The organism is Inquilinus limosus DSM 16000 (assembly GCF_000423185.1).
Classification (GTDB): Bacteria; Pseudomonadota; Alphaproteobacteria; order DSM-16000; family Inquilinaceae; genus Inquilinus; species Inquilinus limosus.
In genome coordinates, this window is sequence record NZ_AUHM01000030.1 from 37184 (window position 1) to 63364 (window position 26181).

At 71.9% G+C, this 26181-nt stretch carries 26 protein-coding genes; 10 read left to right on the forward strand and 16 right to left on the reverse strand.

What is annotated here, in order from left to right; translation table 11 throughout:
• Nucleotides 1–187: 187 nt before the first annotated feature.
• Nucleotides 188–1519, reverse strand: coding sequence for an MdtA/MuxA family multidrug efflux RND transporter periplasmic adaptor subunit (locus G537_RS39330; protein ID WP_051248894.1), 1332 nt, complete (start codon nucleotides 1517–1519; stop codon nucleotides 188–190).
• Between the two features lie 168 nt (nucleotides 1520–1687).
• Here G537_RS39330 and G537_RS0122550 point away from each other — a divergent pair, with 168 nt between their 5' ends.
• On the forward strand, nucleotides 1688–3031 hold the full coding sequence (locus G537_RS0122550; protein ID WP_026872045.1) for a hypothetical protein: 1344 nt from the start codon (nucleotides 1688–1690) through the stop codon (nucleotides 3029–3031).
• A gap of 3 nt (nucleotides 3032–3034) precedes the next feature.
• On the opposite strand, the gene G537_RS0122555 is transcribed toward G537_RS0122550, so the two are convergent.
• The 5 genes from G537_RS0122555 to G537_RS0122575 all read right to left on the reverse strand — a co-directional run bounded on the left by G537_RS0122555 (nucleotide 3035) and on the right by G537_RS0122575 (nucleotide 7770).
• Nucleotides 3035–3637, reverse strand: a complete 603-nt coding sequence (locus tag G537_RS0122555) for a hypothetical protein (RefSeq protein WP_026872046.1) — start codon at nucleotides 3635–3637, stop codon at nucleotides 3035–3037.
• Entirely contained in the window at nucleotides 3634–4212 is a 579-nt protein-coding gene (locus G537_RS39335) for a hypothetical protein (protein ID WP_155888721.1), read from the reverse strand. The genes G537_RS0122555 and G537_RS39335 overlap by 4 nt, the downstream gene beginning before the upstream one ends.
• Complete coding sequence (locus tag G537_RS0122565) at nucleotides 4209–4802, reverse strand: hypothetical protein (RefSeq protein ID WP_155888722.1); 594 nt, start codon at nucleotides 4800–4802, stop codon at nucleotides 4209–4211. The genes G537_RS39335 and G537_RS0122565 overlap by 4 nt, the downstream gene beginning before the upstream one ends.
• 97 nt (nucleotides 4803–4899) lie before the next feature.
• A complete protein-coding gene (locus G537_RS0122570) occupies nucleotides 4900–6996 on the reverse strand; it encodes a pyridoxamine 5'-phosphate oxidase family protein (protein ID WP_026872048.1) in 2097 nt (698 codons plus the stop codon).
• 144 nt (nucleotides 6997–7140) lie between these two features.
• Nucleotides 7141–7770: a glutathione S-transferase family protein gene (locus G537_RS0122575; RefSeq protein WP_026872049.1), complete on the reverse strand. Its 630-nt coding sequence runs from the start codon at nucleotides 7768–7770 to the stop codon at nucleotides 7141–7143.
• Nucleotides 7771–7890: 120 nt separating this feature from the next.
• Here G537_RS0122575 and G537_RS0122580 point away from each other — a divergent pair, with 120 nt between their 5' ends.
• On the forward strand, nucleotides 7891–8775 hold the full coding sequence (locus G537_RS0122580) for a LysR family transcriptional regulator (RefSeq protein ID WP_245579079.1): 885 nt from the start codon (nucleotides 7891–7893) through the stop codon (nucleotides 8773–8775).
• Here G537_RS0122580 and G537_RS45720 read toward each other — a convergent pair.
• The 5 genes from G537_RS45720 to G537_RS0122600 form a co-directional block, all read right to left on the reverse strand.
• Nucleotides 8772–8948, reverse strand: a complete 177-nt coding sequence (locus tag G537_RS45720) for a hypothetical protein (RefSeq protein ID WP_211230473.1) — start codon at nucleotides 8946–8948, stop codon at nucleotides 8772–8774. The two genes, G537_RS0122580 and G537_RS45720, sit on opposite strands and share 4 nt — an antisense overlap.
• The gene (locus G537_RS39340) at nucleotides 8948–9634 is read right to left on the reverse strand and encodes a DMT family transporter (protein ID WP_211230469.1); all 687 of its coding nucleotides are present in this window, start codon (nucleotides 9632–9634) and stop codon (nucleotides 8948–8950) included. The genes G537_RS45720 and G537_RS39340 overlap by 1 nt, the downstream gene beginning before the upstream one ends.
• Nucleotides 9631–10146 carry a MarR family winged helix-turn-helix transcriptional regulator gene (locus G537_RS0122590; RefSeq protein WP_155888723.1) on the reverse strand — a complete coding sequence of 172 codons (516 nt, stop codon included), beginning with the start codon at nucleotides 10144–10146 and terminating at the stop codon, nucleotides 9631–9633. The genes G537_RS39340 and G537_RS0122590 overlap by 4 nt, the downstream gene beginning before the upstream one ends.
• Nucleotides 10147–10333: 187 nt before the next feature.
• Entirely contained in the window at nucleotides 10334–11161 is an 828-nt protein-coding gene (locus G537_RS0122595; RefSeq protein WP_026872052.1) for a class I SAM-dependent methyltransferase, read from the reverse strand.
• A gap of 75 nt (nucleotides 11162–11236) precedes the next feature.
• Complete coding sequence (locus G537_RS0122600) at nucleotides 11237–11869, reverse strand: FMN-dependent NADH-azoreductase (RefSeq protein WP_026872053.1); 633 nt, start codon at nucleotides 11867–11869, stop codon at nucleotides 11237–11239.
• Nucleotides 11870–11975: 106 nt separating this feature from the next.
• On the opposite strand from G537_RS0122600, the gene G537_RS0122605 reads away from it, so the two are divergent.
• The gene (locus tag G537_RS0122605) at nucleotides 11976–12848 is read left to right on the forward strand and encodes a LysR substrate-binding domain-containing protein (RefSeq protein WP_026872054.1); all 873 of its coding nucleotides are present in this window, start codon (nucleotides 11976–11978) and stop codon (nucleotides 12846–12848) included.
• Here G537_RS0122605 and G537_RS0122610 read toward each other — a convergent pair.
• Nucleotides 12835–13773, reverse strand: coding sequence for a DMT family transporter (locus G537_RS0122610; RefSeq protein ID WP_026872055.1), 939 nt, complete (start codon nucleotides 13771–13773; stop codon nucleotides 12835–12837). The two genes, G537_RS0122605 and G537_RS0122610, sit on opposite strands and share 14 nt — an antisense overlap.
• Before the next feature lie 26 nt (nucleotides 13774–13799).
• On the reverse strand, nucleotides 13800–14432 hold the full coding sequence (locus tag G537_RS0122615) for a glutathione S-transferase family protein (RefSeq protein WP_026872056.1): 633 nt from the start codon (nucleotides 14430–14432) through the stop codon (nucleotides 13800–13802).
• A 266-nt stretch (nucleotides 14433–14698) separates the two neighbouring features.
• Here G537_RS0122615 and G537_RS0122620 point away from each other — a divergent pair, with 266 nt between their 5' ends.
• Together G537_RS0122620 and G537_RS0122625 are read left to right on the forward strand one after the other, a co-directional pair.
• Nucleotides 14699–15607 carry a LysR family transcriptional regulator gene (locus G537_RS0122620; RefSeq protein WP_026872057.1) on the forward strand — a complete coding sequence of 303 codons (909 nt, stop codon included), beginning with the start codon at nucleotides 14699–14701 and terminating at the stop codon, nucleotides 15605–15607.
• Nucleotides 15608–15868: 261 nt separating this feature from the next.
• Nucleotides 15869–16216, forward strand: a complete 348-nt coding sequence (locus G537_RS0122625) for a VOC family protein (protein WP_026872058.1) — start codon at nucleotides 15869–15871, stop codon at nucleotides 16214–16216.
• Nucleotides 16217–16222: 6 nt separating this feature from the next.
• On the opposite strand, the gene G537_RS0122630 is transcribed toward G537_RS0122625, so the two are convergent.
• Nucleotides 16223–17482, reverse strand: a complete 1260-nt coding sequence (locus G537_RS0122630; protein ID WP_051248899.1) for a hypothetical protein — start codon at nucleotides 17480–17482, stop codon at nucleotides 16223–16225.
• Nucleotides 17483–17609: 127 nt separating this feature from the next.
• Nucleotides 17610–18371 carry a ChaN family lipoprotein gene (locus G537_RS39345; RefSeq protein ID WP_051248902.1) on the reverse strand — a complete coding sequence of 254 codons (762 nt, stop codon included), beginning with the start codon at nucleotides 18369–18371 and terminating at the stop codon, nucleotides 17610–17612.
• A 145-nt stretch (nucleotides 18372–18516) separates the two neighbouring features.
• Between G537_RS39345 and G537_RS39350 the strand changes: the two genes are divergently transcribed.
• The 5 genes from G537_RS39350 (at nucleotide 18517) to G537_RS0122660 (ending at nucleotide 24695) form a co-directional block, all read left to right on the forward strand.
• Nucleotides 18517–20487 (forward strand): bifunctional DedA family/phosphatase PAP2 family protein, encoded by a 1971-nt coding sequence (locus G537_RS39350; protein WP_051248905.1) that lies wholly within the window; start codon nucleotides 18517–18519, stop codon nucleotides 20485–20487.
• A 123-nt stretch (nucleotides 20488–20610) separates the two neighbouring features.
• Entirely contained in the window at nucleotides 20611–21363 is a 753-nt protein-coding gene (locus G537_RS0122645; RefSeq protein ID WP_026872060.1) for an SDR family NAD(P)-dependent oxidoreductase, read from the forward strand.
• A 48-nt stretch (nucleotides 21364–21411) separates the two neighbouring features.
• Nucleotides 21412–22452: an ABC transporter substrate-binding protein gene (locus G537_RS0122650; protein ID WP_026872061.1), complete on the forward strand. Its 1041-nt coding sequence runs from the start codon at nucleotides 21412–21414 to the stop codon at nucleotides 22450–22452.
• Nucleotides 22453–22641: 189 nt separating this feature from the next.
• Nucleotides 22642–23874 (forward strand): ABC transporter permease, encoded by a 1233-nt coding sequence (locus G537_RS0122655; protein WP_026872062.1) that lies wholly within the window; start codon nucleotides 22642–22644, stop codon nucleotides 23872–23874.
• Between the two features lie 5 nt (nucleotides 23875–23879).
• Nucleotides 23880–24695, forward strand: a complete 816-nt coding sequence (locus G537_RS0122660) for an ABC transporter permease (RefSeq protein WP_034852673.1) — start codon at nucleotides 23880–23882, stop codon at nucleotides 24693–24695.
• A gap of 13 nt (nucleotides 24696–24708) precedes the next feature.
• Here the strand turns inward: G537_RS0122660 and G537_RS0122665 are convergent, their stop codons facing one another.
• On the reverse strand, nucleotides 24709–26130 hold the full coding sequence (locus G537_RS0122665) for an APC family permease (protein WP_026872064.1): 1422 nt from the start codon (nucleotides 26128–26130) through the stop codon (nucleotides 24709–24711).
• Nucleotides 26131–26181 lie beyond the last annotated feature (51 nt).

Here is a 26181-nt window from a genome sequence, read left to right on the forward strand (position 1 = left end):
ACCATCCCTGGCATTCGCGCGCGGACGCGCGCAGACCCCTCCCCCTGCCCCCTCCCGCAAGGGGAGGGGGGACTAAAAAGACGCGGGTTCAAGTTCTTCAGGAAAGGCGCCGCCCCGCGGGAGAGGACGCGCGCTATGGCTTCATCGATCGTGTCGATCGACGGGCAGCCTCCTTGCCGGAGGGCGCTCATCCGTTTGTCTGGGGCTGCTGAGTCTGGTTGTCGCGGCGGCGGTGCTGGCCCTCGCCGGTGCCCTGACGGTGGTGCTGCTGGTCCGCCTGCCCGTCTGCCGGGGCAGCGCCCTGCCCTGCCCCATCGCCGGCGGCCACGGTCACATGCGCCCCGTCGCGCAGCCGGTCGGTGCCGTCGACCACCACCCGGTCGCCGGGCTGCAGGCCGTCCTGAACGGAGACCATCCCGCCCTCCGCGGGGCCGGTCCTGATCGGCCGGACCGAGACGGTGCCGCCGGCATCGACCAGATAGACGAAGGCGCCCGGCGCGCCGTTCTGGACCGCGGCGACCGGCACGGTGACGGCGTCGTGCAGTGTGTCGACCAGGAGGCGGGCATTGACGAACTGGTTCGGGAACAGCGCCCCGTCGGCATTGTCGAAGGCGGCGCGCAGCTTGACCGTGCCGGTGGTGGTGTCGATCTGGTTGTCGAGGGTCGACAGCGTGCCGGTGGCGATCTCGGTCGTGCCGGAGCGGTCGAAGGCGATCACCGGCAGGCTGGCGCCGGCGCGCAGCCGGGCCTGGATCTGCGGCAGGTCGTCCTCCGGCAGCGAGAACACGACCGAGATCGGCTGCAGCTGGGTGATGACGACGATGCCGTTGGTGTCCGAGGTCTGCACATAGTTGCCGGGATCGACCTGGCGCAGCCCGACCCGGCCGTCGATCGGCGCCGTGATGCGGGCGTATTGCAGGTTGAGCTTCTGGGCGTCGACCTGGGCCTGGTCGGACTGGACCGTGCCCTGGTCCTGCTGCACCAGGAAGGCCTGATCGTCGACCTGCTGCCGCGAGACCGCGTTCTGCTTCAGCATCTGCTGATCGCGCGCCAGATCGGCCTGGGCCTGGGCCAGCGCCGCCTGGTCGCGGGCGAGCTGGCCCTCGTCCTGCTCCAGCGCCACCTGGTAGGGGCGCGGGTCGATCTGGGCCAGGAAGTTGCCCTTCTTGACCATCTGGCCTTCCTGGAACCCGACCTCGACCAGCTGGCCGGCGATCTGCGTCCTGACCGTGACGGTGGCGAGCGGCGTGACGGTGCCGAGCGCGTCGAGCATGATCCGGATGTCGCCGCGGCCGACCATGGCGACCCCGACCGGCTGGGCCGGCATCCCGGCGAAGCGGCCGCCGCCGGCCGGCGGCGGGGCAGGAGCGGTGACCACGCGCCAGGTGGCGACCGCGATCAGCGCCGCGACCGCGACGCCGCCGGCGATCCACAGCGCCCGGCGCCCGCGGCTTCGCGCCGGGACCGGCCTTTCCTTCTCCTCGACCGGCCGCTGGCGGTCCTCGACGCGCGCATCCATTGGTCCGTCACCATCCGTGTCTACGGTCAGCGGACCCCCTACCGGCCCCTACACGGCGGGACGGTCCCGGTTCCGTCGGACCGCGGGACCATCGCTTCCGCCGCCCGGATGGGGCACAAAGACGCAGGTCGCGGGTTACTGGGCCCGTCGGGTGTGGGGGGATGGAATATGTATCGGGAGCTGCTGGCGCCGCTGGTGCTGACCGGAAAGCTGTGGTGGCGCTTCTGGCCGCAGCTCACGCTTCTGGCGCTGATCGGCATTCTGCTCAACGATCAGCTGCTGCTGCTGTCGGCCCGGATCGGCTTCGTCGACCGCTCCCTCGGCTTCGCGGCGTTGACGCTCGTGGTGCTGACCAAGCTGGTCGTCACGGTCACGAGCTTCCTGATCATGCGGCCGGCGCTGCCGGCCGTGGCCGCCGCCCAGGCCCTGTCGGCCGGGACGGCGGTGCCGGTCACCGGCCCCGACCCCAATGCCCCCGGCGATGCGGGCAGCGCATCCAGGCCGGCCGGGCCGACGCGCCGGGAACGGCTGGCCGGCTTCGCCACCACCCTGACCATCGCCCTGGTGCCGTTCTTCGCCTATTACGCCGCCTGGGGTTTCCTCGGCGACACCATCCGGGAATACTCGATCCTGGGGCTGGAGCTCGCCCCCTTCGGCGAGAGCGGCAACCTGCTCGACGCCATCGGGGCGCGCTGGCTCGTCGTCTCCGTCGTCGGCACCTGGATCCTGCGCCGACTGTTCAAGTCGTTGCGCGACCGGACCGGCGCCCCGATCTGGAAGCTGCTGATCGTGCTGTGCGAGACGAACTGGATCTTCATCGGTCTGTTCGTGCTGTCGCAGTGGAAGGACGAGGTCCTCGCCTGGGTGGCCAGCGGCGCCGCCTGGGACTGGCTGAACGGGATCTGGCAGGCGGTGCTGAACCCGATCTCCACCGCCTTCGCCGCCGCCGAACCGGTCGAGCAGGCCCTGCCCGATGCGTGGACGGTCGCCACCGGCCTGTTCTTCTATGCCCTCCTGCCCCTGGTCTGGCTGGTGCTGGCGGCTTTGATCTACGGCCACGACCTCGGCAGCGATCCGGGCTGGATGCGGCATCGGCGGCTGGAGCGCATCGGCAGCCGCTATGCCGCCCTGCCGAAATTCGCGCGCGACTTCATCGGCCATTTCATCGGCGGCTATCGCAGCCGCTACCTGCCGGTCGCCAACAGCGTCCGGCTGGTGCTGCACGCCGACCTCGTCCTGCTCCTGGTCCTCATCGTCGGCTGGCGCGCGATCGGATGGGCGGCCGACTGGCTGTGGATCGGCGCGGCGCAACTGATCGGGCCGCATCCGCTCGATCTCTGGCAGATCCTGAACAACGGCCTGTCGCTGCTGTTCGGCGACCTGTCCGGGACCACGCCGGGCATCCTGGTCGAACCGCTGCGCGTCTGCCTGATCGCCGCGGTGCTGGAGACCGCCTTCGCCCGGTCGCAAGCCCCCGCCGCGCCCGAGGCCGAGGCGGCGGCTGCCGCCTGAAGTTCAGCTGCCGCGCTGGAAGCGCAGGTACCGGGGCCGTTCGCCGTCCATGCTCACGGTCGGCTCGACGGTCCCGACCGAATCGTGCGGGACGGTGAAGTCGTGCTCGATCCGCAGCACGGTGCCGGGCGGCCGCGGCTCCAGGGTCGCGGCGCCGCAGGTCATCGTGCCCTCGGTCGAGCGCGGGCCGCCGAAGCTGCCGGCCGACCAGCGGCGCCCCTGATCGTCCCGCAGCAGCACCCGGCAGCGCGTCCACAGCGTCTCGATGCCGGGCTCGCGCACGGTCGCGACGAGGCGGACCCGGACCGGCGTGCCCTGCCCCTGCCGGCGCGGCCATCCGGATTGCTTGAGCGGCAGCACCTCGACCGTCTCCAGCCGCCAGTCGGCCCCGGCGAAACGGATCTCGGAGCCGGCGGGCACCGCCTGCTCGAACAGATCCTGACCCTGCCACCATTCCTCGAGGTTGCCCTTTGCGTTCATCAGGAAGGTGACGGGCAGCACGACCAGCAGCGCCCAGAGACAGCGGCGGCGCCATCGGCGTTCGCCGGTGTCGGTCGGGACCAGGGCGGTGGCGGCGGTGTCGTCCTGCTGTTCGGCTGCGGTCATTCGATCACCCCCGGCGTGCGGGAGAGGTCCAGGCTGTCGGCGATCGGCAACGCCCCGCCGCCGTCGCCGAGGGTGATGCGGACGACGGAGTCGAGCCGCGTGGTGCCGACGCCCGGGGCCATGAAGGTGGCGCCGCGGGCCTGGTCCTCGCGGATCTCGAAGATGAACCAGCCGCGCCGCGGCAGGCCGGGCTGAAGCAAGGCGCCGGCCAGAAGCGACCGGACGCCGGAAAGCCGGTCGCTGTGGGAATAGCGCAGCCCCGTCGGCCCTTCCCAGACCGCCTCGTGCACCAGGGTGCTTTCCGACCGCGCCGCCAGGGTCGCGGTGACGACCGCCCAGAGGCCGGAGGTGTCGCGCACCACCGGTTTGCCATAGGCCTCGAAGCGGAGCTGCCGGGCGAACTGGATCGTCTCGATCCGGGCCGTGAACTTCCGGGCGGCGACGGTTTCGCCGATCCGGCCGTGGACCGGGATCGGATCGGTCTTCCGGTCGTAATAGGGCGTGGTCCACTGCATGGCCAGCAGCAGGACGGCGGCGACCGCCAGCGCCATCAATCGGCCGAGCCACCGCATCATGCCGGGTCGGCCCCCTGGACGGGCAGGTCGACGGTGCCGATCACCTGCGGGTTGTACCACCCGGACTGTCCCCGGAGATTGTCGCGCCGCTTATAGGTCGAGCCGTGGACGGCGAGCTTCAGCACTGCCGGCACCGCGGCCTCCCGCGGCAGGATCCAGACCATCGCCAGCCGCTCCGTCAGGTCCGGATGCAGCTCCGCGGCACGGTCACGGTCGCGCAGCAGGAAGACGTCCGGCCTGTCCTCGCCGATCGGCGGGTCCAAGGTCAGCAGGCGATAGAAGCTGTTGCTGGATTCGGCGGTGCGGTTGGTCAGCTCGACCTCGACCACCACGGCCTTCCCGCCGCCCCGGACCGGCCGTCCGTCCGGTGTGGCGCCATCGATCCGAGCGCTCAGCGGCACCACACGCCACTGCCCAGCCTCGATCGGCGCACCGGCCCGGAAGCTCGGCAACGCCTCGTCCTTGCCGTAGGAGGCGATGGTCATGACCAGGGCCACCCCGGCGGCCAGGAAGCCGCCGATGCCCGTGGTCAGCCGGACCATGGTCCTTTGTCTCAACCCGCCCAGGCCGAGCCGTTGCCGCAGCGACATGCTGAAGGCGCTCCCCCCACACAGGACCGATCGAACACGCGATACGCGAATTGGTTCCTGTTGTCACGGCGGGACGGCGGCATCCCTGCCCGGCGCCTCACAGATCCAGCACCACCCTTCCGCTGGCGGGCACGGCGCAGCAGACCAGCGCCTCGCCCGGCTGCGGTGCGCCGGCCGGCGGCTCGGCATAGGTCACGGCGCCCTCCGCCACCCGCGCGGCGCAGGTGCCGCACAGGCCGGAGCGGCAGCTCCATGGCGCCGCGATCCCGGCTGCCTCGGCGAGGTCGAGCAGCGAGCCCTTCGACGAGTCCCAGGCGGCGCTGCGGCCGGAGGCGCGGAACTCGACTTCGGCCGCGGCGACCGCCGGCGGCAGGGCGGCCGGGTCCATCGGCTCGGCCGAGCCGGCGGCGAAGGCCTCGCTGCGGATCCGCTCCGACCGCACGCCCAGGCCGGACAGGACCTCGCGCATCGCCTGCATGAAACCGGCCGGGCCGCAGAGATAGACGTCGTAATCGTCGAGCGGCAGCAGCCGGCGCAGCAGAACGGTGTCGATGTGGCCGGCATCGTCATAGTCCCGGCCCTCGACGTCCTGCGGCCGCGGCCGGCTGTAGCGGACATGCACGGTCAGGCTCGGCGCCCGCGCCGCCAGGGCCCGGACATGGGTGCCGAAGGCGTGCTCGGCCCCGTCGCGCGCGGCGTGGACGAACCAGATTCCGCGGCCGGGATGGCGCAGCCGGTCGGGGTTGCGGCCGATCAGATGGTTCAGCATCGCGATCATCGGCGTCACCCCGACCCCGGCCGAGAGCAGCAGCACCGGCCTACGGCTGTCGGCGTCGAGCGTGAAATCGCCGCGCGGCGCCAGCGCCCGGATGGTATCGCCGGCCCGGACATGGTCGTGCAGCCACCGGCTGGCCAAGCCCCCGGTCTCGCGCTTGACGCTGATCCGGTAGGAACGGCCGTCCGGCGCGTCGGACAGGGTGTAGGTGCGGCGCACCGGCTGGTCGCGGCCGGGGATGTCGAGGGCGATCGGCAGGAACTGGCCGGGCCGGTACGGCACGACGCTGCCGCCGTCGGCAGGCTCCAGGATGAAGGAGCGGATGGTCGCGCTCTCCTCCACGATCCGGGTCACGGTGAAGGGCCGCAGCGTGTTGCGCGCGGCTTGCGCCTTCGCCGCCCGTTCGGCCTCGTCCCAGATGCCGGTGGCGGCGAGCTGCGGCGCCTGTTCCGGCGCCGACCAGCGCAGCGGCACTGCCTCCTCGATCCACAGCCCCTCCTCCAGCCGGAAGCGCAGCAGCCGCTCTGCTCCGGCGAAGGCCGCGACCTCGGGCCCGTCCCACACCACCTCGGCGGTGCCGGTCAGCAGCAGCACGCCGCCGGTGTCGAAATCGACGAAGACGAGTCCGGCGCGCGGGTCAGCCTCGATGTTGCCGAAGGTGTTGAAGTAGAAGTTGCCGACGAAGTCCGGCGCGGTCAGCACCGTGCGCCCGCCCTCCTCCGTCACCCGGACGAAGCCGGGCCGGCCGCCGCGATGCGAGACGTCGACGCCCTCGCTCGGCCCCCCGCCTTCTCCGGCCTCGGCGGAGCGGGTGGCGATGAAGAAGGTGTCGGCCGTGGCGACCAGCGCCGCCGCCCGTGGCGACAGCACCGGTCCCTCGGCATGCACCGGCCGCGGCGCGCCCAGGCTCTCCGGCTCCGCGACGAAGCTCGGGGTGCGCGCCTGGATGTATTGCGGGCAGTTGCCGAAGCTCTGCCCGACCGTGACGGCGAAGCGGCCTTCGGCCCTTTCGGTGATCGTGCCGTTCATCCGGTTGCGCCGCCGCGTCTCCAGCTGGATGCCGAGCAGCGCGACCGGCGATCCCTCAGCGAGGTTGTCGCCCAGCGGGTCGCCGAAGGCCGGCCGCGCCGCCACGGTCAGGGTGCGCGGGTCGGGCGACTGCAGAAAGCCCGGCCGGCCTGACAGGATCGAGGCCCAGGGCCGGCCCTGCCGGTCGAGGCTGCCGACCACGACGAAGGGCAGCATGGCGAAGAAGTCGCGGTGCTGGTCCGGCATGATGCCGCGGATCACCCGCCGGCCGGCGGCCGCCAGCCGCTCGCGCACCCCGGCGCGGGCCTGGGCGGCCAGTTCGCCCGGATGGAAGGGCGGCTCCTCATGTGGCCAGCCGGGCAGCGGCGGGGGAGTGACGGTGTCGGGCATGATGTGTCTCCGAAAGGCCTGCCCCAACCGTCATTGCGAGGAGGCGAAGCCGACGAAGCAATCCATGCTTCCGCTCTTGCGGCCCTGGATTGCTTCGCTGCGCTCGCAATGACGTGCTGGGTTGGCGGGAGAAAAAAGGTCGGCTCACGCGGCCACGGCGCTGCGCGGCATCGGCACGAAGCCCGGCAGGGCCTCGATCCGGGCGAGCCAGGCGCGGATGTTGGGATAGGGCTGCAGCGAGACCCCGCCCTCCGGCGCCACCGCGGTGTAGCTGTAGATCGCCACGTCGGCGACGGTCGGCTCCGGGCCGGCGAGGAAGCCGCCCCGGGCCAGATGCGCCTCCATCACCCCGAACAGCCGGGCGGCGATGGCCTTGGCGCGCTCATGGTCGAGCTGGGCGCCGAAGACGGTGACCAGCCGCGCCGCCGCCGGGCCGTAGGCCAGGAAGCCGGCGGCCACCGAGAGCCACCGCTGCACCTCCGCCGCGGCCAGCGGGTCGCGCGGCAGCCAGCGGCCGGTCTCGTCGTAACGGCCGGCGAGATAGACCAGGATGGCGTTGCTGTCGGCCAGGGCGACGTCGCCGTCCTCGATCGCCGGCACCTGGCCGAAGGGGCTCTTCGCCAGGAACTCGGGCGTCTTATGCTCGCCCTGGCGAAGATCGACCTCGACGGTCTCGAAGGGCAGGCCGAGCAGCGACAGGAACAGCTCGACCCGGTGGGAATGGCCGGACAGGGCGAAGCGGTAGAAGCGGATGGGCTGGGCGGGGACCGGCATGGCGGCGTCCTTTCGGCAGAGAGTTCGCCGCAAGATTTGTCCATTACACCCGCTGTAGATAATAATCGCCGCCAGCAGATCACCGTTTCAAATGGGGGAATGATGGACCGGCTGGATGGCATGCGCATCTTCGTAGCCGTCGCCGAGGCCGGCGGCTTCGCCCCGGCGGCCCGGCGGCTCGCTTTGTCGCCGCCCGCCGTGACCCGCGCCGTGGCGGCGGTGGAGGAGCGGATCGGCGCCCGCCTGCTGCACCGGACCACCCGGATCGTGCGGCTGACCGAGGCCGGGTCACGCTTCCTGGAGGATTGCCGCCGCATCCTGGCCGAGGTCGAGGAGGCCGAGGCCGCGGCGGCCGGTCTGCATGCCGAACCGCGCGGGCCGGTCGCGGTCACCGCGCCGGTGCTGTTCGGCCGGCTGCATGTGGCGCCGGTGCTGTTCGATGTCGCCGGCCGCTATCCGGGGCTGGTGGTGCGCAGCTTCTTCATCGACCGCATCGTCCATCTGGCCGAGGAGGGCTACGACGTCGCCGTCCGCATCGCCGATCTGCCGGATTCCGGCCTCAGCGCCATCCGCGTCGGCTCGGTGCGGCGGGTGGTCTGCGCCTCCCCCGCCTATCTGGCGGCGCATGGCGCGCCGCGCAGCCCGGCCGAGCTGGCGGAGCATGAGGCGATCCCCTTCTTCCAGGGCTACACGCCGCGCGACTGGACCTTCCATCACGGCGACCGGACCGAGACGATCACGCCGAGGGCGCGGCTGATCGTGAACCAGGCCGATGTCGCGGTGGCGGCGGCGGTGGCGGGGCGCGGCCTGACCCGGGTGATGTCCTATCAGGCGGCGGCGGCGATCCGGGCCGGGCAGCTGGTGGTCCTGATGGAGGAGTTCGAGCCGCCGCCGATCCCGATCCATGTCGTGCACCAGGAGGGCCGCCGCGCCTCCGCCCGGGTGCGGGCGCTGGTCGACTTCCTGGCGGAGGGGCTGCGCGCCGACCCGGCCCTCAGGGCCTAGCTTCGCAGCACCAGCACGTTGCCGCAGAGGATCGCGGCGGCGCCGAGCAGCAGGCCGGGGCCGAGGGCGAGGCCTTCGAAGCCGGCGGACAGCGCCAGGGCGACCACCGGCACCAGCGCCAGGGTGTAGGCGGTGCGGGCCGGGCCGATACGGCGGACCAGGTCGAAATACATCAGGAAGGTGACGCAGGAGGCGGCGACGGCGAGATAGGCCAGGCTGCCGAGATAGCGCGGCGAGGTATCGATCGCGAAGGCCGCCCGGCTGCGGCCGACCAGGCGAAGGCGACGGCGGCTCCGGTCAGGGCGCCCCAGCCCATCACCGCCTGGATCGGGATGCCGCGCTTCTGGTTGCGGGCGCCGAGAATGGTGCCGCCGGCGGTGGCCAGCGCCGCGAGCGCGGCCCAGGCGAGTCCCGTCAGGCTGCGCCCGTCGGCCGCCACCCTGCCAAGATCGCCGCCGAAGACGATGGCCAGGCCGAGCACGCCGCAGCCGAGCCCGGCCCAGAGCCGCGGCGTCAGCGCGGTGCCGAGGAAGACCCGGCCGAGCAGCCCGGCGAAGACGGCGGAGAGCGACAGCACCAGCGCCGCCAGGCCGCTCGGGATCAGCCGCGTGGCGTTGTAGAAGGCGATGAAGGCGAGGCCGAAGAACAGCACGCCTTGCAGCAGCACCCAGGGCAGGTCGGCGCGGGACAGGCGCAGCCGGGCGCCGGTGGCGGCGCCGAGGCCCAGCATCAGTAGGCCGGCCGCGGCCATGCGGTAGCCGACCGAGACGGTCGCCGCCACCGGCCCGGCCTGCAGCGCGGTGGCCAGCGCCCCGCCGCCCCAGAGCAGCGCGGTGGCGAGGAACAGGACCGCGGTCACCGCCCCGCCTCTCCGGCTTCGGCGGCCTCGGCCAGCAGCGCCCGCCAGCCGGCGCCGACGAGCTTCCCGCTGGCGGTGTCGAGCCGGTCGAGGGCGCGGTCGAGCGCCGCCTGCTCCGCCTCCGGCAGCGCCGCCAGCAGCCGGGCCTCGATCGCCCGCGCCAGCGTCGCAATCTCGGTGAAGGCGGCCTCCCCCTCCGGCGTCAGGGTCACCGATGCGTAGCGCCGGTCCTGCGCTCCGGCCTCGCGCCGGGCGAAGCCGAGGGCGACCAGCTGGGCGATGCCGCGGCTGACCGCGACCGCGTCGAGGCCGCAGGCCCGCGCGATCTCCCGCGCGCTGACGCCCGGCCGGTCGGCCACCACCGCCAGGATGCGCCAGGCCGGCAGCCCCAGGCCCCAGCGCGGCCCGTAGAAGCTCTCCAGCAGCTCCGCCACCCGGCTGGCGACGACGAACATCCGGTAGGGCAGCCAGCGCCCGAGCTCCAGGGTGGGGGCGGCAGAGGACGAGGCCATGGCGCGCTCCGATACAAATGATTTCATTATGAAATCATTTTGTAGGTGATTGCGCCAGCCCCCAATGCCGTCATTGCGAGCGCAGCGAAGCAATCCAGGGCAGTTTGGCGTGGCCCCTGGATTGCTTCGTCGGCTTCGCCTCCTCGCAAATGACGGTCGGGGTTGCCGGATGCAACCTCGACCGGCCTCACCCCGCCCTTGCCACCATCTCCACCGGCGCGATCAGGCCGCGTTCCAGCGCCGCCATCACATTGCCGATACGCTCCCGCGTCGCCGGGCCCATCAGGATGTGGAGGCCGAGCGGCGGGGCGCCCTCGATGGCCGCCCGCTCGCGCATCTCGCGGCCGAGCGTGAGCGCCAGCGCGCTGCGGTCGTGCTCCGCCTCGATGGTGAAGCCGGCCTCCCCGAGCAGCCGCCGATAGGTCTCGGGCGGCTCGACGAAGCTGGTCTCCGGCGTCGCCGCCCAGGGCATCGGATAGGGCAGGTCGCCCTGCCCCGCGCGCATGATGTCGTAGACGCCGAAGCGCCCGCCGGGCTTCAGCACCCGCCGCACCTCGGCGAACAGCGCCGCCTTGTCGGCGATGTTCATGCCGACATGGATCAGCGTGGCGGCGTCGAACGCCGCATCCGGGAAGGGCATGGCCAGCGCGCTGCCCTGGCGGAACGACACCAGTCCGGCCAGGCCGCAACGGCGGGTCAGGGCCTCGGCCGCCTCGACGAACTCCGCCGTCAGGTCGATGCCGGTGACCCGGCAGCCATGCGCCGCGGCGAAATGCCGGGCCGGCCCGCCGATGCCGCAGCCGACCTCGAGCACATGCAGATCCGGCCCGAGGCCGAGGTCCTGCGCCAGCTCCGCCGTGGCGGCGTACCAGCCGAGATGGAACTCGTCGGCGCCGGAGAGGTCGCCGGGCACGAGCCGGTCGACATCCTTGCCGCTGGCCCGCAGCGCCTCGATCACCGCCTGCTCGATGCCGCTGCGGCCGTAATGCCGCGCGACCGCCTGCTCGGTTTCCATGGCCGCCTCCCTGTGGATCCGGCCATCCTACCGCAAGCGGGAGGGATCGGCACCGCAGCCGTCCGGGGAAGCCCCTCAGAAGGTCTTCGCGACGGATTCCGCCCAGCTCTTCGCCTCGGCCCGAGCCTGGGTGTCGACCTCCGGCCCGAACAGGGTCTTCTCGACCGTGACCGCAGTGACGTCGGTGATGCCGATGAAGCGCAGCCACATCTCCATATAGGGCTTCTGGAAGTCGAAGCCGGCGGCGGGGGTGAAGGCCGAGGGGCCGTAATCGAGCCCGCGGGCATAGATCACCGCGGCCTTCCGGCCCTGCAGCAGGCCGGAGAAGCCCTGATCGGTGAAGGAGAACAGCACATCCTTCTGCGAGATCGCATCGATCAGGTGCTTCAGCTTGTACGGGATGCCGAAGTTCCACAGCGGCACGGCGAAGAGCAGCTTGTCGGCCGCGTGGAAGGGCTGCGCCAGCGCGCGGATCCGCCGCCATGCCGCCTCCTGCCCCTCGGTCAGCGACGTGCCGGAGAGCCCGGCATATTTCGCCTCCATCGCCGCGCCGTCGAATTCCGGCAGGTCGACGGCCCAGAGATCCAGCGTCTCGATCTCGTCGGCGGGATGGGCCTCCCGATAGGCGGCGAGGAAGGCGCGGGCGACCTCGATCGAGGCCGAGCGCTGCTTGCGGGGCGACGCTTCGACATAGAGCAGCCGTGCCATGGCGGTTCTCCTTATGCGGGACTGGAGTCAGGCTAGCGGCTCGCCGTTCAGAGGATAAACGAATAGATCCCATGATATTGATGGCGAACCACGATATATTGACCGCATGTTCGAGACCGAGCTGCTGCGCAGCTTCGTGGCGGTGGCGGAGCTGCAGGGCTTCACCCGCGCCGCAGAGCATCTCCACCTCACCCAGTCGACGGTGAGCGCCCAGATCCGCCGCCTGGAGGCCCAGGCCGGGCGGCCGCTGCTGCGCCGCAGCACCCGCTCGGTGGCCCTGACCGAGGCCGGCGAGACCCTGCTGGGTTACGCCCGCAGCATCCTGCGCCTGAACCAGGATGCCCGGGCCAGCCTGTCGGAGTCTTCGCTGGCGGGCCGGATCCGGATCGGCGCGTCGGAGGATGTCGCCGGATCCGGGCTGCCGGAGGTGCTTCGGCGTTTCGGGGCGCAGCACCCGGCGGTGCGGATCGAGGTCGAGGTCGGCATCGCCACATCGCTGTTCCAGTCGCTGGATGGCGGGCGGCTCGACCTGATCCTGTGCAGCCGCTGCCGCGGCGACGGCCGCGGCTGGACGCTGTGGCGCGAGCCCCTGGCCTGGGCTGTCGCCGGGGATGCCGGCCCCCTGCCCGACCCGATCCCCCTGGCCTTCTTCCCCGATCCCTGCCCGTACCGGGAGGCGGCGCTGGCGGCGCTCGCCGGGGCACGGCGCCCCTGGCGGATCGCCTATGTCAGCCCCAGCGTCGCCGGGGTCCGCGCCGCGGCCCTGGCCGGGCTGGCCGCCACGCCGCTGCCGCTGAGCGCCGTCGGGCCGGGGCTGCGGGTGGTTGGGCCGGAGGACGGGCTGCCGCCGCTGCCGGAGGCGGAGTTCGTGGTCTGCACCGCCGCGGAGGATCCGTCCGAGCCGGCCCGGGCGCTGGCCGACACGCTGCGGCTGTCGGCCGGCCGGCTCGGGCGGTGGGACGAACTCAGCCCAGCTTGATCACGACGACGCCGGCCAGCAGCGCCGCCACCCCGGCCAGGCGCAGCGCCGAGACCGGGCGCCGCGGCAGCCGGAACCAGCCGTGCCGGTCGACGAAGACCGAGGCGACCTGCTGGCCGGCGACGGTCAGCCCGACCGCTGCGGCGGTGCCGATCACCGGGATCGCGGTGAACACGGTGGTGACGTAGGTGGCGCCGGCGACGCCGCCGAGCCAGCCCCACCACGGCATCGCCGCGATGCCGTCGAGACGCAGCCGAGGCTGGCTCGGCCGGGGCTGGCGCGGCAGGGCCAGCGCCAGCAGCAGCACCGCCGCCATCGCCGCGGTCGCCACCAGGAAGCTGACCGCGCCGACGGCAAAGGGCGCGCCGAGGTCGCGGCGCAGCAGCGCATTGACCGCGCCCTGCACCGGCAGCACCGCGCCGGCGGCCAGCGCCAGCAGGATCCAGCCGGCCCGCGACAGGGCTGGCACCGCGGCGCCGCCCGATTGGCCGAGCACGATCGCCGCCGCCCCGGCCAGCACCAGCGCCGTGCCGGCGAGGGCCGCCGGGGCGAAGCCCGCCGCCGGCACGCCGAGCAGGCCGAAGCCGTCGAGCGCCAGCGAGGCCAGCATCTGGCCGGCGATGAACAGCCCGACGCTGACCACCGCGCCGAGCCGTGGGAACAGCAGGATGGTCGAGACCACATAGACGGCGCTGGCGACGCCGCCGATCGCGTGCCACCAGACCACGCCCGGCAGGGCGGCCAGGGCCGAGACCGTGCCGGTCACCAGCGCCGCGGCCAGCAGGATCGCGGTGCCGACCGAAAGCTGCAGCGTGGTGGCGGCGAAGGGGCTGCCGGTCGCCTTGGCGAGCTGGGCGTTGGCGCCGGCCTGGACCGCGAGCAGGCCGCCGGCCAGCAGCGCGATCGGGACGAACAGGGTTTCCATGGCGGATTCTCCGACCGGACGTTCGGTCAGTCGCGGCCGTCGAGGACGGGCACGCGCAGGCCGCGCTGCACGGCGGGCCGGGCGGCGATCGCCTCGTACCAGCGGCGCAGGTTCGGACTGGCCTCGAGGTCGAGGCCGATATGGACCAGCCCGGCATGGATCCAGGGCCAGCTCATGATATCGGCGATGCCGTAGGCCTCGCCCGCCAGGTGGCTGCGCCGGCCGAGCGTGCCGTCCAGCACCCGGAACACCCGCGCCGCCTCCTTCTCGAAGCGGCCGATGACGTAAGGGATCTTCTCGGACGCGAAGATCTTGTAATTCCAGAGCTGGCCCAGCGTCGGGCCGAGATGGGCGGCCTGGAACAGGGTCCATTGCAGCGCCGTCAGCCGCTCCCCGGCATCGGCCGGCAGCAGCTTGCCGGAGCGCTCGGCGAGATAGGTCAGGATCGCGCCGCTCTCGAACACGGTGCGGCCGCGGTCCGGGTCGGTGATCACCGGGATCTTGTTGTTCGGGTTCAGCGCCAGGAAGGCGGGGTCGTGCTGGTCGCCGCGCTCGATGTCGACGACATGGACTTCGTAGGGCAGGCCGGTCTCCTCGAGCATGATCGAGGCCTTGTGCCCGTTCGGCGTCTGCCAGGTGTAGAGCTGGATCGGGGTCATCTCTGTCTCTCCGCAAGGCGAGACCTCTTCGTCGTCTCCCACCCCGTCATGGCGAGCCCCGAAGGGGCGCGGCCGTCCAGCGGCACCGGCCTCTGGATCGCCACGTCCCCCGGCTCAAGGCCGGGGTCCTCGCGATGACGATGGGGAATGGGCGTTCCGAAAAGATCTCAAGGGCGGATCATCCGCCCGTTCGAAGATGATCCGTGCGCCCATGCAGTTCGATCTGTAATATCGCAAGATCCGACTGCACCCACGCACAGGATGCCATGGACAACCGGATCGACTGGGAGGGCCTGCACACGGTGCTGGCGGTGGCCGAGGCCGGATCGCTGGCCGGGGCGGCGCGGCGGCTGGGCGTCAACCACACCACGGTGCTGCGCCGGATCGGCGGCTTCGAGCAACGACTGGGCCTGCGGCTGTTCGACCGGCTGCCCGGCGGCTACGCCCTGACCGCCGGCGGCGAGGAGCTGGTGGCCGCGGCGCGCGGCATGGCGGCCACGGTCGAGGCGCTGGAGCGCCGCCTGGCCGGCCAGGACCTGCGCCTCGAAGGCACGCTGCGGGTGGCGACGGCCGACACGCTGATGGCGTCGGTGCTGCCGCCGCTGCTGGCCCAGTTCCGCGAGCTGCATCCGGGCATCGTGCTGGAGGTCACGACCGCCAATCTGATGGCGAACCTGACCCGGCGCGACGCCGACGTCGCCATCCGGCCGGTGCTGGAGCCGCCGGAGACGCTGGTCGGCCGCCGCGTCGCCGGCATCGCCTTCGCCGTCTACGCCGCGGCGAGCCACCCGGCGGCGCGGGTCGGCGCGGCCGACCCGGCGGCGCATCCCTGGGTGGCGCCGGACGACAGCCTGGCCGGCACCGCCGTCGCCCGCTGGATGCGTCGGGCCCTGCCGGACGCGGCGGTCACGCTGCGGGCGGATTCGCTGGTCGAACTGCGCAATGCGGCCCGCGCCGGGATCGGCCTGGCCGCCCTGCCCTGCTATCTCGGCGACAGCAGCGAGGGGCTGGTGCGGATCGTGGTCCCGACCGTTCCCGAGAGCGCCGCCCTATGGGTGCTGACTCATGACGATCTGCGCCGCACGGCGCGGGTCAGCGCCTTCACCGAATTCGCCGCCGCCGCCCTGGCCCGCCAGCGCGACCTGCTGGAGGGGCGCCGGCCGGCCGCGGCATGATGCGGAGGCAGAACAGGTGACGGCGGGAGAGCTCGGACATCCGGAGGATGTCCGGGTGAGGGCGTGGCGCGATCTTGCCGAAAGCGCCGCCTTGCCACGGCGAGCGGACGATCCGACACTGCGGCTCCGGTCGTCGCGGCCGCTGGCCCTCACCCGGAGCCGCTTCGCGTCTCCGACCTCTCCCGCAAGCGGGAGAGGCAACGCGTATGGTATCGGCCTCGAGCCGTCGAGCTCGTGTGCGACCAAGACGGGAGGACACCCATGGCCGTGAAGCGGATCGTCACGAACATCGCCACCGACGACGTCGCCCGGGCGCAGGCCTTCTACGGTGACCTGCTGGGGCTGAAACTGGCCATGGACATGGGCTGGATCCTGACCTTCACCTCCGACACCACGATGACGCCGCAGATCAGCGTGATGAGCGAGGGCGGCTCCGGCACCCCGGTCCCGGACCTGTCGATCGAGGTCGACGACGTCGACGCGGTGCATCGTAAAGCGGTCGAGCTGGGCCTGCCGATCGAGTACGGCCCGGCCGACGAGCCCTGGGGCGTGCGCCGCTTCTTTGTCCGCGACCCGTTCGGCCGGCTGGTCAATATCCTGACGCATTGACGCCGGTCAGTTGATCCAGACCGCGAAGCTCAGGAACTCGCCCTCGAAGGCCTCGGTCGCCTGCTCCCAGAACGACCGCTCGCTGACCGGGCCGTCTTCGAGATAGGGCACCATGTCGGTGCCGGTCAGCAGCAGCACCAGGTCGAAGGGCTGCGAAGAGTCCAGCAGGCGGCGCAGGTTGAAGCCCTGGTCGAAGCGCCAGTGCGGCAGCAGCTTGTCGCCGTTCAGGATCGCCTCCGATTCCTGCATCAGCGCCAGCCAGGACTCGATGCGATCGTCGGTGATCGTCATGCCGGGGATCAGGCTGGCCTGCTTCGCATTCGGCAGCCATTCGCGGTCGTCATCGGTCTCGGCCCGGATCGACGCCCACATCTCCTGGCTGAGCTTCGCCGCGGCCAGGAGATGCTCGCGCGCCCGCGGCAGCCGGTCGGCCTCCGCCACCGGCCAGTTCAGCAGGTGGATCCAGGCGATGGCATCGGCGATCCGCCCGTCCTCCGCCCCGGTGAACACGCCCTGGGTGGGCAGGGACAGCGCCGCCGCCAGCGGCGAATCCGGCCGTGGGAACAGGAGATGCGCGGCCGCGTCGAAGCTGCGGTGCCAGTCGCGCGCCAGCAGGAATTCGGCACCCGCCCGCAGCACATGGGTGTAGGCGCGCAGCCACAGCACGTCGCCGGTGTCGAAGGCGATCACCAGCTTGCCGGCATCGGCGGGATCGCCCTGCCCACCCAGCAGCACGGCGTTGTAGACCTCGTACAGCGTCGCCTGGCCCCGGCCGTTGCCGGCGAGGTCGAGCTTCACCCGCCCCATGGCGACGGGCAGCTTCGCCGGCCGATCCCCCAGCGGTTGCAGCGTGCGGTCCACGGCGTCGAGGTCGTCGACCAGCGCCTGCAGGATGGCGCGGGCGTCCTCGTAGCGGATCACCTCCGGATCCGGGTTCGGCGGCACCGGCATGGTCAGCAGCGGTACCGTCATCATCGGATCTTCGGGCGGCCGGAAGCCGTAGCGATACAGGGACTGGCTGAAACGCTCCGTCGCCTTGGCCAGGCGGATCAGGCCGAGCCCGGCGATCGCCTCGGCATCGTCCGGCTTCTTCGCCAGGATCGCGGCCAGGGCCTTCTCGCCCTCGGCGATCGAGCCGGCAGTCAGGTGCTTCTGCGTCAGCTCGACCGGCGTCGCCGCCGCGGCCGTGGCCGGCACGGCGAGGTGCAGGGCCAGTGCGGCAGCGGCCGTACAGGCCAGCCCCTTCGTGCGGACCGAGACAGTCATTCGATGAAAAAGTGAATCGGATTCACTTTGCCGGAGGGCAATCACGCCAGTCGCCTTTCAATATTCACAGCAACCGGACCAGACGATCGCCCAACTTCATGTCACAATTCAGGCGGAATGCGCCAGTTCAGGAGCCGCGCTCGCCGCCCGGCGCCACCAGCGAGGTGCTGCCGTAGCCGAGGTCGCGCAGCTGGCGCGGAATACCGTCGCGGACATGGCCGCTGCCGGCCAGCACGACGACCAGCGGCGTGCCGGCCGAGCGGACCTCGGCGATGCGCGCCGCCATCGCCCGGTCCCACAGCAGCTGGACCTCGACGAAGCGGCGGAAGCTGCGGTTGAGGGCGTCTCCCTCCGCCGCCCGGCCATGGCCGGCGAAGGCGGCGGCGAGCATGCGGTTGTAGTCCGGCGACGGCGCCACCGGCCGGCCGAGATCGAGATCGGGCCAGGCCTGCAGCGCGGCCCAGCCGTCCTTTCCGACCGCACGGACCACGGTGCGGTCGACGTTCAGCGCGATCAGCGGGATGCGGTGCATCCGGGCGAAGGCGAAGATCGGCCGGTACAGGCCGAAATCGAAGCCCCAGGACCGGTCCCAGTCGGCCTCGCGCCGGAAGCCGGCCTCGTCGAGCGTGCCGGCGACCCAGGCGTCGAGCGCGGCCTGGCGGCTGCGCGGCAGCATCTCCAGCCCGATGGCGAGGCCCGGCTCCTCCTCGTGCAGCGCCGCGATCCGCTGCAGCTGCCAGTGATGGTCGGTCACCCGGTCATGGGTCTCGCCGAGCAGCACCACGCCGCCGTCGGGCCGCGGCGCCTCGGGCGCCGTCGCGCAGCCGGCGCCGGACCAGCCGAGCAGGGCCGCCACCGCCAGGGCCAGGATCCTCCCCCGTGTCTTCATTCCGCGCTCCATCCGAGAACCGCTCTCATGTGGCAGCCTTTGCCGCGCGCGGCAACCGGCGGGGTTGCACAAAGCTGCGGAAGCCGCGAGCTATGGCCTCGGTTCATGGGAATGGAGTCGCGATGACCGCAGGACGGACAAGGACATGACCGACATCGCGCAGGCGGTCATCGAGTTCATCGGCCAGCATCCGCACTGGGCCGGGATTCTGATCTTCCTGATCGCCCTGGCCGAATCGGTGGCGGTGGTCGGGCTGTTCATTCCCGGCTCGCCGATCCTGATCGGCGTCGGCGCCGTGGTCGGCCTCGGCCACCTGCCGCTCTGGCCCATGCTGATCTGGGCCACGGCCGGGGCGATCCTCGGCGACGGCGCGTCGTACGAGCTGGGGCGGCGCTATCGCGGCACGATTCTCAACGTGTGGCCGATGAGCCGGTATCCGGGGCTGGTCGCCCGCGGCGAGGCCTTCTTCCGCCGGCACGGCGGCAAGAGCATCGCGCTCGGCCGCTTCCTGCCGATGCTGCGGCCGATGATCCCGATGGTGGCCGGCGCGCTGGGGCTGCGGCCGGGGCTGTTCTACGCCGTCAACATCGCCTCGGCGCTCGTCTGGGCGCCGGCCCATATCCTGGGCGGCGCGGTGCTGGGCGCCTCGCTGGGCGCGCTCGGCGCCGTCAGCGGCCGGCTGGTGGCGCTGCTGGCGGCGCTGGCCCTGGCGCTATGGCTGCTGATCGTCCTGACCCGCTGGATCTGGCGCCGGCTGGTGCCGCTGCTCGGCTGGGCCCAGCACCGCGTCCACCGCTGGGCGTCAGGCCGCGGCGGCCGCCCCGCCCGCCTGCTGGCCCGGCTGGCCGACCCGGAGGAGCCGGACCTGCGCGCCATGGCGGCGCTGGGCGTCGTGGTGCTGGTTCTGGTCGCCGGCTTCGTCAACCTGCTGTGGCTCGTGGCCCGGGGCGGGATGGCCCGGGCCGACGGCGCGATCAGCACCTTCGTGCAGGGACTGCGCACGCCTTGGGGCGATGCCGCCCTGACGATCGTGACCATGCTGGGCGACGGCCGCACCGTCACCGCGCTGGTGATCGCGACGATCGGCTGGCTGCTGCTGCACCGGGCCTGGCACCGGGCCGGCGGCGTCGCCATCGCCGTCGCGGTCACCGCCGGCTTCGTGCCGCTGGTCAAGGGACGGCTGCAGATCGCCCGGCCGACCGACCTCTATGCCGGCGCCGACGCCTTCAGCTTCCCCAGCGGCCACGCCAGCTTCTCCGCCGTGCTGTTCGGCATCCTGGGCTGGCTGGTGGCCCGCGGCCTGCCCGGCCGCTGGCAGCTGGTGCCGCTCACGGTCGCCGCCGCCCTGATCGGGCTGATCTGCGCCTCGCGCGTCTACCTGGCCGCGCACTGGCCGTCCGACGTCGCGGCCGGGCTGCTGTTCGGCCTGGGCATGACCATCGCCTTCGCCATGATCTTCCGCCGCGCCGATCCGGAGCGGATCCGGCCGCGCCGCTTCGCCCTGGCGCTGCTGCCGGCGCTGGCCGTCGCCGGCGGCGCCCATGTCGCCACCGGCTACCACAAGGCCGCGGCGATGTATGTCCCGCGCGAGGCGATCGTCGCGATCCCGGCGGCGGAATGGTGGGCGGAGGGCTGGCGCCGGCTGCCGCAGCGCCGGATCGACCTGGAGGGCGAGGCCGAGCAGCCCTTCCTTCTGCAATGGGCCGGGCCGCCCGAGGCCCTGGCCGCCGCCCTCGCCCCCTTCGGCTGGATCGAGCCGCCCGGCTGGACCGTCGCCACCGCCGTGCGGTTCCTCGACGACACGGCGGATGCCCGCACCCTGCCGGTGCCGCCGGTGCTGCAGGACGGGCGGATGCCGGTGCTGACCCTGATCCGGCCCGGGGCGGACGGCGCCAGCCGCCAGGTGCTGCGGCTCTGGCCCTCGGGCTTCGCGCTGGATGGCGGCGGCCCGCCGATCCTGCTGGGCGCGCCCGGGGTCGAGATCATCCACCATCCGCTCGGCCTCGTCAGCGCCATCGACGCCGAGGACGAGGCGCCGCTGCCGGCGCTGCCCGAACTGCGGTCGCTGCCGCAGGCGCGGGAGCCGACGCCGGGTCTCGTGCTGGCCCAGCCCTGAAACAGTGCGGCGGAGGGTAGCGGCAGCCATGCCTCCCGCCCCCTGGACGGATGCTGCGGCGCACCGCATGATGCGATCGCGATCCGTTCTCAAGGGTCGATCTCTTCACATCCAGGTGCAGCCATGAGCACGGCCCCGACGGACGAGCCGAAGACCCTGATCCTGACCGGCGCCAGCCGCGGCATCGGCCACGCCACGGTCAAGCGCTTCAGCGCCGCCGGCTGGCGGGTGATCACCGTCTCGCGCCAGGCCTTCTCCAAGGACTGCCCGTGGCATGCGGGCGAGGAGAACCACGTCCAGCTCGACCTCGCCGAGCTGGACGGGATCGAGCAGGGCCTGTCCGCCCTGCGGTCGCGGCTGCCGAACGGGCGGCTGGACGCGCTGGTCAACAATGCCGGCGTCTCGCCGAAGCTGCCCGGCGGCAAGCGCATGGGCGTGCTGGACACCGACTACGCGACCTGGATGCACGTCTTCAACGTCAACCTGTTCGCCACCGCCCTGCTGGCCCGCGGGCTGTTCGAGCCGCTGCGGGCCGCGAAGGGGACGATCATCAACGTCACCTCGATCGCCGGCAGCCGCGTCCATCCCTTCGCCGGCCCGGCCTACGCCACCTCCAAGGCCGCCCTGGCGGCCCTGACCCGCGAGATGGCGCACGAGTTCGGGCCGCACGGCGTGCGGGTGAACGCGATCGCACCGGGCGAGATCGACACCTCGATCCTGTCGCCCGGCACCGAGGCGATCATCGACAAGGAGATCCCGATGAAGCGGCTGGGCAAGCCGGAGGAGGTCGCCGCGACGATCATGTTCCTCTGCACCGCCGGTTCGTCCTACATTACCGGGGCCGAGGTCCACATCAACGGCGGCCAGCATGTTTAGGGTCTAAGCCGCCGCCTCGGCGGAACGAAAAAACAGGGAGTGCCGATCATGATCCGTTTCACCCGCCTCCTGCCCGCGGCAGTGCTGCTGGCGGCCGGCGTCACCGCGCCCGCCACGGCCCGCGACCTGACCGTGGTGTCCTGGGGCGGCGCCTATCAGGACGCGCAGCGCGAGATCTATTTCGAGCCGTTCAAGGCCACCGGCGTGCCGATGCACGACGAGAGCTGGGACGGCGGCATCGGCGTGCTGCGCGCCAAGGTCGAGGGCGGCGATTCGAGCTGGGACGTCGTCCAGGTCGAGTCCGAGGAGCTGGCGCTGGGCTGCGAGGAAGGGCTGTTCGAGCCGCTGAACTGGGACGCGATCGGCGGCCGCGACGCCTATCTGCCCGAAGCGGTGAACGACTGCGGCGTCGGCACCATCGTCTACAACAACGTCCTGGCCTATGACGGCGCCAAATTTCCCGACGGGCCGAAGAGCTGGGCGGATTTCTGGGACGTGCAGAAATTCCCCGGCAAGCGGGCGATGCGCCAGGGGCCGAAGATCAATCTGGAGGCCGCGCTGATGGCCGACGGCGTCGCCCCGGCCGATGTCTACAAGGTGCTGGCGACGCCCGAGGGCGTGGACCGCGCCTTCCGCAAGCTGGACGAGCTGAAGCCGAACCTGATCTGGTGGACCGCCGGCGCCCAGCCGCCGCAGATGCTGGCCTCGGGCGAAGTGGCGATGACCACCGCCTACAACGGCCGCATCGCCGCCGCCAATGTCGCCGACAAGAAGGATTTCCGCGTCGTCTGGAACGGCAGCCTGTTCACCATCGACAGCTGGGTGATCCTGAAGGGCTCGCCCAATGTCGACGCCGCCACCAAGTTCCTGGCCTTCGTCGGCAAGCCGGAGAACCAGGCCAAGCTGCCGACCAAGATCGCCTACGGCGTGACCAACAAGGCGGCGACGCCGCTGATCCCGGCGGAATACCTGCCCGGCCTGCCGACCAACCCGGACAACATGTCCCAGGCGGTCGAGCTGAACGCCGAGTTCTGGCTGGAGAACATCGACAGCCTGACCGAGCGCTTCAACACCTGGGCGGCGAAGTAGGCGGCCGTCGGCGCGGATGGCTCCGACGTCAATTCTATTGAGTCCCCCCTCCCCTTGCGGGAGGGGGGCAGGGGGAGGGGGTTCGCGCCGCCAGAGCGATCGACCCGGCCTCGCCAGCTCCCTTCGATCGACAACCCCCTCCCCCCACCCCCCTCCCGCAAGGGGAGGGGGGACTCGTGAGTCTGCGTCATGACCGCCCTCGCCCAGGATGCCGTCGCCATCCGGCGGTCGCTGCGGCGAGCCGGGCGGCGCCGGCGGGTCGAGGCGTGGCTGCTGCTGGCGCCGCTGGTCGCCTTCCTGCTGCTGGTCTTCGTGGCGCCGATCGCCGGCATGCTGTGGCGCGCCGTCGACGACCGCGACCTGGCCCCGGTGATGCCGCGCACCGTCGCCGCCCTGGCCGGCTGGCACGGCGACGGGCTGCCCGGCGAGGACGCCTTCGCCGCGCTGGCCGCCGACCTGGCGCAGGCGCGGGCCGACAAGACCCTGCCGACCGCGGCGCGGCGCCTGAACTACGACCACAACGGCTATCGCACGGTGGTGACCAACACCGCGCGCAAGCTGCCCGACGCGCCCAAGGGCAGCTGGCGGGAAACGCTGACCGCGATCGACCCGGCCTGGGGCAGCCCCGAGATCTGGGGCGCCATCGCCCGCGCCGCCGGGCCGACCACCGATTTCTATCTCCTGGCGGCGCTGGATCTGCGCCGCGACGCCGCCGGCGCGATCCTCCATTCCCCGCCGGAGGAGGCGATCTACCGCGAGGTGTTCCTGCGCACCTTCCTGGTCGCCCTCTCGGTCACCGCGCTGTGCCTCGTCATCGGCTTCCCGGTCGCCTATCTGCTGGCCACCCGGCCGCCGCGCATCGCCAACATCCTGATGATCCTGGTGCTGCTGCCGTTCTGGACCTCGCTCCTGGTCCGCACCACCGCCTGGGTGGTGCTGCTGCAGACCAACGGCACGGTGAACGGGATCCTGACCGGTCTGGGGCTGGTCGGGGAACCGCTGCAGCTGGTCTACAACCGGGTCGGCGTGCTGATCGCCATGACCCATGTGCTGCTGCCCTACATGATCCTGCCGCTGTACAGCGTCATGCGCTCGATCCCGCCGGCGCATCTGCGCGCCGCCTATTCGCTGGGCGCCCGGCCGGTCGGCGCCTTCCTGCGGATCTATCTGCCGCAGACCCTGCCCGGGATCGGCGCCGGAGCCCTGCTGGTCTTCATCCTGGCGCTCGGCTACTACATCACCCCGGCACTGGTCGGCGGGCCGGCGGACCAGATGATCAGCTGGTTCATCGCCTTCTACACCACCAGCACGGTCAACTGGGGCATGGCCTCGGCGCTCGGCCTGCTGCTGCTGGTCGCCACCCTCGCCCTCTACGCGGTCTATGCCCGGCTGGTGGGCGCCGACCGCATGCGGCTGGGCTGACCGCCATGGGACGGATCCTCGAAAACCTAGCCTTCTGGCGCGCGCTGCTGTGGCTGGCCGGCGGCGCGGCCCTCCTGTTCCTGATCGCGCCGATCCTGGCGATCATGCCGCTGTCCTTCAACGGCGGGTCGTTCCTGACCTATCCGCTGGACGGCGTGTCGCTGCGCTGGTTCGCCGAGTTCTTCAACTCGGACCGCTGGATGGGGGCGCTGGCCAACAGCCTGATCGTCGGCGGGGCCACCACGGTGCTGGCCACGGCGCTGGGCATCCCGGCGGCGCTGGGGCTGAACCACGCCCCCCTGCGCTTCCGCGGCCTGCTGACCGGCCTCCTCCTCTCGCCGATGATCGTGCCGGTGGTGATCGTCGCCGTGGGCCTCTACTTCGCCTTCGCCGCGGTCGGGCTGACCAACAGCTATGCCGGGCTGATCCTGGCTCACACGGCGCTGGCCGCGCCCTTCGTGGTGATCACCGTCGGCGCCACGCTGCAGGGGCTGGACCGCAACCTGCCGCGCGCGGCCTCCAGCCTGGGCGCCCGGCCGACCACCGTGTTCTTCAAGGTGACGCTGCCGCTTATCCTGCCGGGCGTCGTGTCCGGCGCCCTCTTCGCCTTCGTCACCTCCTTCGACGAGGTGGTGGTGGCGCTGCTGCTGGCCGGGCCGGGTCAGCGCACCCTGCCGCGCGAGATGTTCAACGGCATCCGCGAGAGCATCACCCCGACCATCACCGCCGCCGCCAGCGTGCTGATCGTGGTCTCGACCCTGATGCTGGTCGCGATCGAGGCGCTGCGCCGCCGCGGCGAGAGGCTGCGGGCCCGGCGTTAGGCGCAGGAGCGCCTCAGTTCACCGGGCCGTCACCGCCGAGGTCCTCCATCGCCGGCTCCGCCGCCGTCTGGCCGGTGGCGCGGTTGATCAGCACGGTCACGACCCAGAGGCCGACGCCGATCGCCAGAAGGACGCCGGCGATCGCGTATTGCTCGGGGTTGCGGCCGGTCCACGGCCCGACCAGGAAGCCGCACGCCACGGCGCCGATGACCGGCAGGATGGTCGGTGTGCGGAAATGCTGGTGCTCGACCGTGTCGCGGCGCAGCACCAGCACGGCGATGTTGACCACGGTGAAGACGCAGAGCAGCAGCAGCGCCGTGGTGCCGCCGAGCGCCGGGATGCCGCCGACGAAGCCGATCAGGCCGAAGGCCAGGAGCGTGGTGAAGCCGATCGCCACGGCCGGGGTGCGCCGCACCGGATGGACCCGGCCCAGCACCCCGGGCAGCACCCGCTCCCGGCTCATGCCGTAGACCAGCCGGCTGGCCATCAGCATGTTGATCAGCGCGGTGTTGGCCACAGCGAACATGGTGATGAAGCCGAAGATCTCGATCGGGAAGCTGGGGGCGCCGGCCTGCACCACCTTCAGCAGCGGCGTCTCGCCCTCGCCCAGCTGCTCCGGCGGCACCAGCGTGATCGCCGAGATCGACACCAGCGTGTAGATCACGGCGGTGATGCACAGCCCGGTCAGCAGCACCTTCGGGAAGATCCGGCTGGGCTCGCGGGCCTCCTCGGCCATGTTGACCGAATCCTCGAAGCCGACCATGGCGAAGAAGGCGAGCGTGGTGGCGGCGATCACCGACCAGACGGCGCCGCGCTCGGCCGGGGCGAACTGGGTGACGCGGGAGACGTCGCCCTGGCCCAGCCCGATCGCCCACAGGCCGATGACGATGATGATCAGGAGGCCGGTCAGCTCGACCGTGGTCAGCACGACATTGGCCTTCACGCTTTCGCCGACGCCGCGGAAGTTGATCGCCGCAACCGCGGCCATGAAAGCCAGGCCGATGGCGGTGACGCCCTGGCTGGAGAGCCCGAGCGCGAAGGCGTTCGACAGGTTGGCGGCGAAGGCGCGCGAGGCGGTGGAGGCGGAGGTGATGCCCGAGCACATCACCGCGAAGGCGACGATGAAGGTGATGAAATGGACGCCGAAGGCCTTGTGCGCGTACAGCGCCGCGCCGGCGGCGCGCGGGTACTTCGTCACCAGCTCGAGATAGCTGAAGGCCGTGACCAGGGCGACGGCGAAGGCCACCAGGAAGGGCAGCCAGACCACGCCGCCGACCTGCTTCGCCACCTGCCCGGTCAGGGCGTAGATGCCGGTGCCGAGAATGTCGCCGACGATGAACAGCAGGAGCAGCCAGGGCCCCATCACCCGGCGCAGGCTCGGCTCGGCCGCGGCTTCGGCGCTTGCGGTGTGGGTGTTCTTGGCGATGTCGACCATCAACTCCCCCTTCCGATCGCGAACGGTCCTGCATGAAACATCATTTCCCGC

Bases quoted from the DNA above. Each gene is read 5' to 3' on its own strand.
- G537_RS39330 (WP_051248894.1), bottom strand. From the start codon at position 1,519: ATGGATGCGCGCGTCGAGGACCGCCAGCGGCCGGTCGAGGAGAAGGAA.
- G537_RS0122550 (WP_026872045.1), top strand. From the start codon at position 1,688: ATGTATCGGGAGCTGCTGGCGCCGCTGGTGCTGACCGGAAAGCTGTGG.
- G537_RS0122555 (WP_026872046.1), bottom strand. From the start codon at position 3,637: ATGACCGCAGCCGAACAGCAGGACGACACCGCCGCCACCGCCCTGGTC.
- G537_RS39335 (WP_155888721.1), bottom strand. From the start codon at position 4,212: ATGATGCGGTGGCTCGGCCGATTGATGGCGCTGGCGGTCGCCGCCGTC.
- G537_RS0122565 (WP_155888722.1), bottom strand. From the start codon at position 4,802: ATGTCGCTGCGGCAACGGCTCGGCCTGGGCGGGTTGAGACAAAGGACC.
- G537_RS0122570 (WP_026872048.1), bottom strand. From the start codon at position 6,996: ATGCCCGACACCGTCACTCCCCCGCCGCTGCCCGGCTGGCCACATGAG.
- G537_RS0122575 (WP_026872049.1), bottom strand. From the start codon at position 7,770: ATGCCGGTCCCCGCCCAGCCCATCCGCTTCTACCGCTTCGCCCTGTCC.
- G537_RS0122580 (WP_245579079.1), top strand. From the start codon at position 7,891: ATGCGCATCTTCGTAGCCGTCGCCGAGGCCGGCGGCTTCGCCCCGGCG.
- G537_RS45720 (WP_211230473.1), bottom strand. From the start codon at position 8,948: ATGTATTTCGACCTGGTCCGCCGTATCGGCCCGGCCCGCACCGCCTAC.
- G537_RS0122590 (WP_155888723.1), bottom strand. From the start codon at position 10,146: ATGGCCTCGTCCTCTGCCGCCCCCACCCTGGAGCTCGGGCGCTGGCTG.
- G537_RS0122595 (WP_026872052.1), bottom strand. From the start codon at position 11,161: ATGGAAACCGAGCAGGCGGTCGCGCGGCATTACGGCCGCAGCGGCATC.
- G537_RS0122600 (WP_026872053.1), bottom strand. From the start codon at position 11,869: ATGGCACGGCTGCTCTATGTCGAAGCGTCGCCCCGCAAGCAGCGCTCG.
- G537_RS0122605 (WP_026872054.1), top strand. From the start codon at position 11,976: ATGTTCGAGACCGAGCTGCTGCGCAGCTTCGTGGCGGTGGCGGAGCTG.
- G537_RS0122610 (WP_026872055.1), bottom strand. From the start codon at position 13,773: ATGGAAACCCTGTTCGTCCCGATCGCGCTGCTGGCCGGCGGCCTGCTC.
- G537_RS0122615 (WP_026872056.1), bottom strand. From the start codon at position 14,432: ATGACCCCGATCCAGCTCTACACCTGGCAGACGCCGAACGGGCACAAG.
- G537_RS0122620 (WP_026872057.1), top strand. From the start codon at position 14,699: ATGGACAACCGGATCGACTGGGAGGGCCTGCACACGGTGCTGGCGGTG.
- G537_RS0122625 (WP_026872058.1), top strand. From the start codon at position 15,869: ATGGCCGTGAAGCGGATCGTCACGAACATCGCCACCGACGACGTCGCC.
- G537_RS0122630 (WP_051248899.1), bottom strand. From the start codon at position 17,482: ATGACTGTCTCGGTCCGCACGAAGGGGCTGGCCTGTACGGCCGCTGCC.
- G537_RS39345 (WP_051248902.1), bottom strand. From the start codon at position 18,371: ATGAAGACACGGGGGAGGATCCTGGCCCTGGCGGTGGCGGCCCTGCTC.
- G537_RS39350 (WP_051248905.1), top strand. From the start codon at position 18,517: ATGACCGACATCGCGCAGGCGGTCATCGAGTTCATCGGCCAGCATCCG.
- G537_RS0122645 (WP_026872060.1), top strand. From the start codon at position 20,611: ATGAGCACGGCCCCGACGGACGAGCCGAAGACCCTGATCCTGACCGGC.
- G537_RS0122650 (WP_026872061.1), top strand. From the start codon at position 21,412: ATGATCCGTTTCACCCGCCTCCTGCCCGCGGCAGTGCTGCTGGCGGCC.
- G537_RS0122655 (WP_026872062.1), top strand. From the start codon at position 22,642: ATGACCGCCCTCGCCCAGGATGCCGTCGCCATCCGGCGGTCGCTGCGG.
- G537_RS0122660 (WP_034852673.1), top strand. From the start codon at position 23,880: ATGGGACGGATCCTCGAAAACCTAGCCTTCTGGCGCGCGCTGCTGTGG.
- G537_RS0122665 (WP_026872064.1), bottom strand. From the start codon at position 26,130: ATGGTCGACATCGCCAAGAACACCCACACCGCAAGCGCCGAAGCCGCG.